At 51.0% G+C, this 824-nt stretch carries 1 protein-coding gene; it reads left to right on the top strand.

Features of this window, described 5'->3' with window-relative positions:
- Nucleotides 1-22 precede the first annotated feature (22 nt).
- Nucleotides 23-760, top strand: a complete 738-nt coding sequence (locus tag ACWHAR_RS25435; RefSeq protein WP_003178951.1) for an NADPH-dependent oxidoreductase — start codon at nt 23-25, stop codon at nt 758-760.
- Nucleotides 761-824 lie beyond the last annotated feature (64 nt).

Genomic DNA, 824 nt, shown 5'->3' with positions numbered 1-824 from the left:
TTAAAGAAAGGATGAGTTTCTAATGAATGAAGTATTGAAAACATTGAAAGACCATAGATCAATCCGCAGCTATACAGATGAGCCCGTGAGCCCTGAACAGCTGGACGACATTATTCAAGCCGTTCAAGCCGCGCCGAATTCCATTAACGGCCAGCAGGTCACCGTGATTACGGTTCAGGATGAGGAACGGAAAAAGAAAATTGCCGAACTGGCCGGCGGACAGGTCTGGATCGAGCAGGCCCCTGTTTTCCTTTTGTTCTGCGCGGACTTCAACCGTGCGAAAATCGCCCTTGAGAAAAACGGCGAAACGCTTGCGATCACAGACGGAATGGAATCCGTGCTTGTCGGAGCTGTCGACGCAGGCATCGCCCTCGGGACGGCCACAGCAGCCGCTGAATCGATGGGACTTGGCACTGTGCCGATCGGCGCGGTCCGCGGCCGTGCAGAAGAGTTGATCAAACTGCTCAATATTCCTGAATACGTCTTCCCTGTCGCAGGACTTGTCGTCGGCCATCCGGCGGACCGCTCCGCCAAAAAGCCGCGCCTCCCGGAACAAGCGGTAAGGCACAGCGAAACGTATCAACCGGATTTAAAACCGCTGATCGACGCGTACGATGAAGAAATATCCGAATACATGACAAAACGGACTAACGGACAGGAAACAAGAAACTGGTCTCAGGGCATATCCGCTTATTACAATAAAGTGTACTATCCTCACATCCGTGAAATGCTTGAGAAACAAGGATTTAAACTCGAATAGATGCTTTAGGCTATCGGTGATCGATAGCCTTTTTCCATGCGTTCCATTCCACATTTCGATGAGC

Source organism: Bacillus sp. LR--39, from assembly GCF_053613335.1.
This window is presented reverse-complemented; position numbering and strand designations above follow the sequence as displayed.